This is a genomic window from Cryobacterium sp. 10I5 (genome assembly GCF_035019865.1).
Lineage (GTDB): Bacteria > Actinomycetota > Actinomycetes > Actinomycetales > Microbacteriaceae > Cryobacterium > Cryobacterium breve_A.
The window spans coordinates 20,271-27,569 of sequence record NZ_JASJVI010000049.1; the positions used below are offsets into that span (position 1 = coordinate 20,271).

At 70.7% G+C, this 7,299-nt stretch carries 6 protein-coding genes and 1 pseudogene; 5 read left to right on the forward strand and 2 right to left on the reverse strand.

Annotation, left to right across the window (positions count from 1 at the left end; all coding sequences use genetic code 11):
* Positions 1–149 precede the first annotated feature (149 nt).
* The 5 genes from efeO to QN350_RS12730 all read left to right on the forward strand — a co-directional run bounded on the left by efeO (position 150) and on the right by QN350_RS12730 (position 5,694).
* Positions 150–1,334, forward strand: coding sequence for an iron uptake system protein EfeO (efeO, locus tag QN350_RS12710; RefSeq protein ID WP_322139321.1), 1,185 nt, complete (start codon positions 150–152; stop codon positions 1,332–1,334).
* A complete protein-coding gene (efeB, locus tag QN350_RS12715; protein ID WP_322139320.1) occupies positions 1,334–2,752 on the forward strand; it encodes an iron uptake transporter deferrochelatase/peroxidase subunit in 1,419 nt (472 codons plus the stop codon). Before efeO ends, efeB begins: the two co-directional genes overlap by 1 nt.
* 162 nt (positions 2,753–2,914) lie before the next feature.
* Positions 2,915–3,781, forward strand: a complete 867-nt coding sequence (gene efeU, locus QN350_RS12720) for an iron uptake transporter permease EfeU (RefSeq protein ID WP_323516492.1) — start codon at positions 2,915–2,917, stop codon at positions 3,779–3,781.
* A 31-nt stretch (positions 3,782–3,812) separates the two neighbouring features.
* Entirely contained in the window at positions 3,813–4,589 is a 777-nt protein-coding gene (locus tag QN350_RS12725) for an alpha/beta fold hydrolase (protein WP_322139319.1), read from the forward strand.
* A 79-nt stretch (positions 4,590–4,668) separates the two neighbouring features.
* Complete coding sequence (locus QN350_RS12730; protein WP_322139318.1) at positions 4,669–5,694, forward strand: NADPH:quinone reductase; 1,026 nt, start codon at positions 4,669–4,671, stop codon at positions 5,692–5,694.
* A gap of 19 nt (positions 5,695–5,713) precedes the next feature.
* Here the strand turns inward: QN350_RS12730 and QN350_RS12735 are convergent, their stop codons facing one another.
* Complete coding sequence (locus QN350_RS12735; RefSeq protein WP_322139317.1) at positions 5,714–6,169, reverse strand: hypothetical protein; 456 nt, start codon at positions 6,167–6,169, stop codon at positions 5,714–5,716.
* 90 nt (positions 6,170–6,259) lie between these two features.
* Positions 6,260–7,299, reverse strand: a pseudogene (locus tag QN350_RS12740) (translational GTPase TypA); the annotation flags it as partial.

Here is a 7,299-nt window from a genome sequence, read left to right on the forward strand (position 1 = left end):
CCGTCGAATTCGTTCGGGCGCCTGTTCCACCGACCCGTCGACACCCCGCCCTGCCGCCGACCATCCCGCACCGATGGATGCCCGGGCTCCCGGCATCCGCCCGGCGGCCCGTTCGTCCCTCACGACCATTCGCCAGCCCTAAGGACTCCATGCAGCCCCGCCTCCTTCCCCTCGCCGCCCTCGCCGCGGCGACCGCACTCGCCCTCACCGGCTGCGTCCCGAACGCCTCGGCGCCCGGAGCGACGCACGCCGCCCTGACCGTCGACAGCAGCGCGACGGCCTGCACCGTGTCGGGCTCAACGGCGTCCGCAGGCAACGTGACGTTCACCGTCTCGAACTCCGGGGACCAGGTCACCGAGTTCTACCTCCTCGGCGACGATCAGCTCCGCATCGTGGGGGAGGCCGAGAACATCGGCCCCGGTCTCAGCCGCACCCTCGTCGTCGACCTGAGCGCCGGCAGCTACTTCACCGCGTGCAAGCCCGGCATGACCGGTACCGGCATCGGCCAGGCCCCGTTTACCGTGACCCCATCCAGCGCAGCGGATGCCGCGACGAACGCCCCGGGCGAGGCCGACCTCGCCGCCCGCATCGACACCGCGAACACCAACTACGCCTCCTACGTGAAGGACCAGATCGGCCAGCTCGTCACCGGGACCGCCGCATTCGCCGCCGCGTACACCGCCGGCGACGACAACACCGCCCGCGGACTCTATGCGGCCACCCGCGCGCACTGGGAACGCGTCGAGACCGTCGCCGAATCCTTCGGCGACCTGGACCCGAAGCTCGACCTGCGCGAGGCCGACCTCGAAGAAGGCCAGGACTGGACCGGCTGGCACGCCATCGAGAAGGACCTCTGGCCCGCCGACGCCGAAGCCGGCTTCGCCGCATACCCCGCCGCCGAGCGCGCTCGCCTGGCCGGACTGCTCGTCGCGGACACGGCGACCCTGAACGAGAAGGTGCAGCCGCTCACCTTCACCCTCGCCCAGCAGACCAACGGCGCGATCGGCCTCCTCGACGAGGTCGCGAGCGGCAAGGTCACCGGCGAGGAGGAGGTCTGGTCGCACACCGACCTCTGGGACTTCCAGGCCAACGTCGACGGCGCCCGGGTGCTCTACGCCGGGGTGCGGGACGTGCTCGTGCAGAAGGACGCCGCTCTCGCCGAGACCCTCGACACCCGCTTCGCCGCTCTGCAGACCCTCCTCGACGCCCAGCGCGTCGGCGACGGCTTCGTGCTCTACACCGACCTGTCCACCGGCACCGTCAAGGGCCTCGCCGACCAGGTCAACGCCCTCGCCGAACCCCTCGGCCGGCTGACCGCGGCCCTCGTCCTGTGATGAAGGGCGGCGATTCGCGAAAGCGGAAAAATGGCCCCTTCCCGCGCGCCGAAGGGGCCGAAACTCCGCTCTCGCGGGAGGAAGGGGACGGCCAGGCGGATGCCGGCGCGAACGCGTCGGCGACGTTGCCCGCAGTCGGGGCACCAGCGGAGGCCCCGCGCGGCATTTCCCGCCGCGGACTCTTCGGACTCGCCGGGGCCGGCGTTGCCGGTGTCGGACTCGGCATCGCGGCGGACCGTGGAGTCCAGGCCCTCGCAGCAGCGGGCGCCCCGGCCGCGGGCAGCACCGTCTACCCGTTCTACCAGGAGCACCAGGCCGGCATCGTGACGCCCGCCCAGGACCGGCTGCACTTCGCGGCATTCGACCTCGCGCCAGGTGCCACCCGCGCCGACCTGATCTCCCTGCTGCAGGACTGGACCACCGCGGCCGCGGCCCTGACCGCCGGCCACGACATCGGCGATTTCGGTGCGGTCGGCGGGTCGTACGACGCCCCGCCCGAGGACACCGGCGAGGCATTCGGGCTGCCTCCGGCCGGCCTGACGATCACGGTCGGCTTCGGCCCGACGCTCTTTACGACGAGCGCAGGCGTGGACAGGTTCGGCATCGCATCCGCCCGCCCCCACGCCCTCGCCGAGCTGCCGCACTTTCCAGGAGACCAGCTCGATGCCGCACGCAGCGGCGGCGACCTCTGCATCCAGGCCTGCGCAGACGACCCCCAGGTCGCGGTGCACGCGATCCGCAACCTGTCCAGGATCGCCTTTGGCCGCGCGGCGATCCGCTGGTCCCAGCTCGGCTTCGGCCGCACCTCGTCGACGAGCACGAGCCAGGCCACCCCACGCAACCTCTTCGGCTTCAAGGACGGCACCGCCAACGTCAAGGCCGAACAGCCGGCCGTCGTCGACGAACAGGTCTGGGTCGGCGCGGGCGACGGCCCCGCGTGGCTCGCCGGGGGCTCCTACCTCGTCGCCCGGCGGATCCGGATGACGATCGAGACCTGGGATCGCACCGCACTGCGCGAACAGGAGACCGTGTTCGGCCGCACCAAGGGCGAGGGTGCCCCGCTCTCCGGCGGCACCGAGTTCACCGAGCCCGACTTCGCCGCCACCGGCAAGGACGGCACCCCGCTGATCGACAGGGCCTCGCACATGCGCCTCGCGCACCCGGCCCAGAACAACGGCGTTCAGTTGCTGCGGCGCGGCTACAACTTCGTGGACGGCAACGACGACCTCGGCCGGCTCGAGGCCGGGCTGTTCTTCATCAGCTACCAGCGCCGGCCCTCCCACTTCACGACCGTGCAGCTCGCCCTCGCTCGGCACGACGCCATGAACGAGTACGTGCGGCACGTCGGTTCGGCACTCTTCGCGGTCCCGCCGGGCGCCGCCCGCGGCAGCTACCTCGGCGCCGCCCTCTTCGCCTGACCGCCGCCGCGTCGAATCCGCCCGCCCGTCCCTGCCGCGACTGTCCGGGTCTCGGAGCAACCCTCGCGGATTCTCAGGATCATGGAGGAATCGGTAAGGGTAGGCTAACCATCCTCGTGCTATCGTGATGCTGCATCTGTATCCAGACCAGACCGGAGTGCCGTGCTCGCCAATTACCTGATCGGACTCCGTGAGGGTCTCGAGGGTGCCCTCATCGTCACCATCCTCGTCGCCTACCTCGTGAAGATCGCCCGCCGCGACCTGCTCGGCCGGCTGTGGACGGGCGTCGGCCTCGCCGTGCTCCTCGCCCTCACGATCGGCGCCGTGCTCACCTTCGGAACCGCGAGCCTCCCGGAAACCGCCGAACCGGCCATCGCCGGCTCGCTCTCCATCGCCGCGACCGGCCTGGTCACCAGGATGGTCTTCTGGATGCTGCGCACGGCCCGCGACCTGAGCGGTCACCTCCGCGGCACCATCGACCGCTCCCTCGTCGGCACGGGCGTCGGCCTCGTCCTGGTCGCCTTCCTCGCCGTCGGGCGGGAAGGCATCGAGACGGCCCTGTTCATCTGGGCCGCCGTGCAGTCCACCGGCGAGACCACGCTGCCGCTGATCGGGGCGGCGCTCGGCATCCTGACCGCCGTCGGCCTCGGCGCGCTCATCTACTTCGGCATGCTCAAGATCAACCTCGCGCGGTTCTTCACCTGGAGCGGTGCGATCCTGATCGTCGTCGCAGCGGGGGTGCTCTCCTACGGCGTGCACGACCTGCAGGAGTCCGGCATCCTGCCCGGCGAGCACCTCCTCGCCTTCGACGTGAGCGCCGCCATCCCGCCGGAGAGCTGGTACGGCACGCTGCTGAAGGGCACGCTGAACTTCTCGCCGGAAACCACCTGGCTGTCGCTGGTGGCCTGGCTCGTGTATACCGGAACCGTGCTCACCATGTTCCTGATGACCAGCGCCCGCAACCGGGCCGGGCGTTCGATCGTCGCCCCGCGCGTCGACACCCCGGCGATGGCCACCATCGCCCGCTGAACCCTCCGCACCATCGCCAGAGGAGACCCAGATGCCCGAATTCGTCCGGTCGGCAGACGGCACTCGGATCGCGTACGACCGGCTCGGTTCCGGCGACCCGGTCATCGTCATCGGCGGCGCCTTCAACACCCGGTCCTCCCCCTATCCGCTCGTGACCTTGCTCGCGGAAGACGTCACGGTGTTCACCTTCGACCGGCGCGGCAAGGGCGAGAGCCCGGAATCCGCGCCGTACGCGGTCGAACGCGAGATCGAGGACCTGGCCGCCCTCATCGCCGAGGCGGGAGGCGCAGCCGGAGTGTACGGCCACTCCTCCGGGGCGATCCTGGCGATCGAGGCCGCCGCGGCCGGAGTGCCCATCACCCGACTTGCGGTCTACGAACCGCCGTACACCGCCGACCCGGAGCACCCCACCCCGGCGGACGACCTCGGCCTCCAGGCCGCCCTCGACGCCGGGGACCCCGCTGCCGCCGCAGCACTCTTCCTCCGCATCACCGGAATGGACGACGCGGCCGTGGGCTACGTCACGTCAGCACCGTTCTGGCCGGGACTCGTGCACCTCGCCCCCACCCTGCCGCACGAACTCGCCCTGACGGGCGACGGGGTGCCCCCTCGGGAGCGCCTGGCCGCCATCACGGCGCCCACGCTGGCACTCGCCGGCGGCCGAAGCCCGGCCTGGGCGGCCCGTGCGGCCCAGGCGGTGGCGTCCTCGGTCGCCGACGGCAGGGTGCTCACCGTGCCCGGCCAGGATCACGACGTCGACCAGGCCGTGCTGGCCCCGCTGCTCGCCGACTTCTTCCGGGGCCGCTGATTCGTGGGACGCTGACCCCGTCCCACCGATTCCGTGCCGCAGCGGGAACCTTTTCTACCGCCGCGGCGTTGGAACGGATATGAGAGCAATCGTCTACAGCGAAACCGGCACCCCCGACGTCCTCCGTGTCGTCGAACGCGATCTGCCGCAGCCCGGCCCCGGCGAGGTGCGCGTGCGCATCCTCGTCTCGGGCGTGAACCCCACCGACTGGAAGTCGCGCGCGGGCAGCAAGCCCGGCGAGGCGCTTGCGTTCCCCGAGGTCGTGCCGAACCAGGACGGCGCCGGCATCGTCGACGCCGTCGGCGCCGGCGTCGACCGGCTGCGCGTCGGCGACCGGGTCTGGACGGCGATCGCCGCCTACGGGCTCGCCTCCGGCGGCACCGCGCAGGACTACACCGTGCTCCCGGCCGAGCGGGTGTACCCACTGCCGGACTCGGCGAGCTTCGACCTCGGGGCGACCCTCGGCGTTCCGGCGATGACCGCGCACCGCGCCCTCACCGTCGCGGAGGACGGCCCCCGGCGCCTCTCCCCCGGTGCTCTCACCGGACGGACCGTGCTGGTGGCCGGCGGGGCAGGTGCGGTCGGCCACGCGGCCATCGAACTGGCCCGCTGGGCGGGGGCGACCGTCATCAGCACCGTCAGCGGCGCTGAGAAGGGCGCACTCGCATCCGCCGCCGGCACGCACCACGTCGTGAACTACCGCGAGGCGGATGCCGCCCGCGCCATCCGAGCACTGGCGCCCGACGGTGTCGACCTGGTCGTCGAAGTCGCTCCCGCGCAGAATGCGGCGCTCAACACGGCCGTGATCCGCACCCGCGGCTCGATCGCGGTCTACGCGACCTCGGGAGAGCCGCTCACGCTCGACATCCGCGCCCAGATGACCCTCAACGTGCGGTACCAGTTCCAGCTGCTCTACACGCTCGGCCGGGACCTCCTCGATGCCGCGGCTGCCGACATCGGTGCGGCCATCAGTGACGGCGCCCTCCGTGTCGGCGCCGACTCGGGCCTGCCCCTGCACCGCTTTCCGCTCGAGCGCACGGCCGACGCGCACGCCGCCGTCGAGGCCGGAGTGGTCGGCAAGGTCCTCATCGACGTCGCCCCGTGACGAGTTCGGGGCTGGGAGGTCAGGAGACCGGAGTGACCGTGTAGAGCAGGCCGTCGGAATTGCCGGCGACGACCACGGAGTAGCGGTCGTTCTTCATCGAGACCAGACCGGCGGAGCCGACCGTCGCGGACACGTCGCCGCCGGCCACGAACCCCGCTGCGGTCAGGGACCGGGTTGCCTCGGCGATCGGGTCGGTCGACGTCGCCTTCACGGTGACGGTCCAGCCCGGCTTGTCCCCCTTCTGGACCGCGGCGAACAGGATCTTGCCCTCGACGATCGGCACCTCGGCCGGCCAGCCGGACGGGAGTGCGCCGCCGAGGCTCACGTCTCCGTTGGTCGCGCCCTGCACGGCCCCGTTCACGGCGTTCTGAGCCGCGTCGGCGGTGCATCCGGTCAGCAGCGTGCCGCCGAGCAGGGTGAGGGCGATCGTCGCCAGGACTCGGACGTGGAGCAGGGATGTCGTCATCTTCGTCATTTCCTCATTCTCGGGGACCAAAAAAGCGGCGCCGGCGGTGCCACCCTGGTGTACCAGAGCGTAACCGCCGGCGCCGCCGCCAAGCTGGGACTAGTTGGCGTCCTGCTTCTTGATGCGCGAGACGTTGCGTGCGCGAGCGGATGCCGCGAGCTCGACCTTGCGGATACGCACGATCGCGGGGGTCACCTCGACGCACTCGTCTTCACGGGCGAACTCGAGGCACTCCTCGAGCGTCAGCTGACGCGACGGCGTCATCGACTCGAAGGTGTCGGAAGTGGACTGACGCATGTTGGTCAGTTTCTTTTCCTTGGTGATGTTGACGTCCATGTCGTCGGCGCGCGAGTTCTCGCCGATGACCATGCCTTCGTAGACCTCTTCGGTCGGGTTGACGAAGAACGACATCCGCTCCTGCAGGGCGATGATCGCGAACGGCGTCACAACACCGTTGCGGTCGGCGACGATCGAGCCGTTGTTACGGGTGACGATCGGGCCGGCCCAGGCTTCGTAGCCGTGGAAGATCGCGTTGGCGATACCGGTACCGCGGGTGTCGGTGAGGAACTGGGTGCGGAAGCCGATCAGGCCGCGCGACGGAACGATGAATTCCATCCGGACCCAGCCGGTGCCGTGGTTCGCCATGTTCTCCATGCGGCCCTTGCGCGCTGCGAGGAGCTGGGTGATCGCGCCGAGGTACTCTTCGGGCGAGTCGATGGTGAGGTGTTCGTACGGCTCGTGGATCTTGCCGTCGACGCGGTGCACGACGACCTGGGGCTTGCCGACGGTGAGTTCGAAGCCTTCGCGACGCATCTGCTCGACGAGGATGGCGAGGGCGAGTTCGCCACGGCCCTGGACCTCCCAGGCGTCCGGGCGTCCAATGTCGACGACCTTCAGGGAGACGTTACCGACGAGTTCGCGGTCGAGACGGTCCTTGACCATGCGGGCGGTGAGCTTGTGGCCCTTGACCTTGCCCATGATGGGCGAGGTGTTGGTGCCGATCGTCATCGAGATGGCGGGCTCGTCGACCGTGATGGTCGGCAGGGCGCGGGGGTCGTCGGGGTCTGCGAGGGTCTCACCGATGGTGATGTCCTCGAAGCCGGCGACGGCGACGATGTAGCCCGGGCCGGCGCGCTCGG